Annotated in this window: 2 protein-coding genes and 1 pseudogene; 1 reads left to right on the top strand and 2 read right to left on the bottom strand. The window is 48.5% G+C overall.

Annotation, left to right across the window (positions count from 1 at the left end):
• Positions 1–633, bottom strand: a pseudogene (locus ACSIPU_RS30165) (transposase); the annotation flags it as partial.
• 394 nt (positions 634–1027) lie between these two features.
• On the opposite strand from ACSIPU_RS30165, the gene ACSIPU_RS30160 reads away from it, so the two are divergent.
• Positions 1028–1684, top strand: coding sequence for a quinolone resistance pentapeptide repeat protein QnrS1 (locus tag ACSIPU_RS30160; RefSeq protein WP_001516695.1), 657 nt, complete (start codon positions 1028–1030; stop codon positions 1682–1684).
• A gap of 318 nt (positions 1685–2002) precedes the next feature.
• Here the strand turns inward: ACSIPU_RS30160 and ACSIPU_RS30155 are convergent.
• Positions 2003–2432, bottom strand: a 430-nt coding sequence (locus ACSIPU_RS30155) for a recombinase family protein (protein WP_017900407.1), incomplete at its 5' end; no start/stop codon positions are given.

Below are 2432 nucleotides of genomic sequence, written 5' to 3'. Positions count from 1 at the left end.
GAAGCAGATTATGCGTTCTCATAATGCGATACACCCGCTTTGCATTAACCACAGGCAGGCCGTCCCGCTCCGACTCCCGTCGCAGCAGCGCCCACACACGGCGATAACCATACGTCGGCAGGTCAGCCACCGCCATGTTTATCCGGGACAATACGGTGGTATCGTCAGAACGGGGCTGCCGTCTGCGATCCTGTCAGTCAGATGGCCGGTGAACCCGAATGCTCAACTGCGCACGCGACACGCCAAGACTTCTGCAAACGTCGCTTATTCGTCGTTCCCAGGCAACGAGGGCGCATGCGCAATCCATTTTTTTGCCCGGCCGAACTCCACGGCCTCTTTGAGTATCTCGGCTTCCATCGTCTTTTTGCCCAGAAGGCGCTGGAGTTCGCGAATTTGCTTATTGGCGGCAGCGAGTTCGGAGGCCGGCACCACTTCCTCGCCCGATGCAACAGCCGTCAGTGAACCGTCTTAATATTGCTTGCGCCATTTGAATATCTGGTTTGCATTGATGCCATGCAGGCGCGCGACATGAGACACGGTCATACCGGGCTCCATAGTCTGCTGAATAATGGCAATTTTTTCCTGCGGTGTACGACGCCGACGCCGCTCAGGTCCTGATAACACTCCAACCATCTTATCGTTCTGACTGGTATTAAACATAGTTCCAAGACTACCTCTTATTTTAAGAGAGTCGAAGTGTCTGGTGATCTATGGGGCCAGTCTAGCCCTCTTCCAAGTGTAGGGAGATATAGTCAAAGTTTGCTTCTCCGCCGATGAGTCCGCCCTGCGTCGGATAGTCCGATTTTTTACCGGCGAAGCACGGCTCTCCTAACCCTATCTAAAGCGAATAACTTTTTTCAACAGGGCCGCGTGCCAATGCAAGAGCGATAGGCGCTCTACGCGCCAATTTGACCACTTAAAACAGGTAAATTGAGGGGTTGTAATGTGTTGATGTAACAGGCTTTTATTTTAATGTCTTGGCATATGTATAATGGTAGTCTAGCCCTCCTTTCAACAAGGAGTACTCATGGAAACCTACAATCATACATATCGGCACCACAACTTTTCACATAAAGACTTAAGTGATCTCACCTTCACCGCTTGCACATTCATTCGCAGCGACTTTCGACGTGCTAACTTGCGTGATACGACATTCGTCAACTGCAAGTTCATTGAACAGGGTGATATCGAAGGCTGCCACTTTGATGTCGCAGATCTTCGTGATGCAAGTTTCCAACAATGCCAACTTGCGATGGCAAACTTCAGTAATGCCAATTGCTACGGTATAGAGTTCCGTGCGTGTGATTTAAAAGGTGCCAACTTTTCCCGAACAAACTTTGCCCATCAAGTGAGTAATCGTATGTACTTTTGCTCAGCATTTATTTCTGGATGTAATCTTTCCTATGCCAATATGGAGAGGGTTTGTTTAGAAAAATGTGAGTTGTTTGAAAATCGCTGGATAGGAACGAACCTAGCGGGTGCATCACTGAAAGAGTCAGACTTAAGTCGAGGTGTTTTTTCCGAAGATGTCTGGGGGCAATTTAGCCTACAGGGTGCCAATTTATGCCACGCCGAACTCGACGGTTTAGATCCCCGCAAAGTCGATACATCAGGTATCAAAATTGCAGCCTGGCAGCAAGAACTGATTCTCGAAGCACTGGGTATTGTTGTTTATCCTGACTAATTGCTTTGATGTGTGATTTTAAACGCTCAAATTTATAAAACGAATAATATTGTCAACCTTGCAATAATAGACATAGGGACAACCATGTATAAATTTTTACCCTCAGGCGTCTTCACAATAGAGCCATATAGCAGTGGGTCACTTAGTGGGCTTAATTTTTCCATTAAAGATAATATTAATATTGCTCAGTATAAAACATCATATGGTAGCCCATCTTGGCAAGTAAACATAAGGCTGCCATTTATAAGGCACTGTTGCAAAAATGTGGAGGTGATAGGGGTACTACGCCGGAACCCCAGATTTTTCCGTCCGTTCAAATTATCCACGGTTGAACAGCTTGATCCCGTCCGCCCGCAGTTGACCAACAGGGGAAATATGCCTGTACAAAGTTTGCCGGGTTATCCCAAGTTCCTGGCATAGCGTACTGACCTTTGTTTCTGATTGTCCCATTGATGCCATTGCCAGTCGCAGTTTGACTGGCGTCATTTTATAAGGTCGGCCGCCGTTCCGCCCACGGGCTCTTGCTGATGCCAGACCTGCAGTCGTTCTTTCAGCAATCAGTTCGCGCTCAAACTCCGCCAGTGCGGCAAAGATACCGAAGACAAGCTTGCCAGCGGCCGTTGTTGTGTCGATAGTCGCCCCGTGACCGGTCAGCACTTTCAGACCGGTCCCCCTCGCGGTCAGGTCGTGCACTGTATTAATGAGATGACGAAGATCACGACCGAGGCGGTCCAGCTTCCATACGACC

The organism is Klebsiella sp. HN106, assembly GCF_051209435.1.
GTDB classification, from domain to species: domain Bacteria; phylum Pseudomonadota; class Gammaproteobacteria; order Enterobacterales; family Enterobacteriaceae; genus Klebsiella; species Klebsiella oxytoca.
This window is presented reverse-complemented; position numbering and strand designations above follow the sequence as displayed.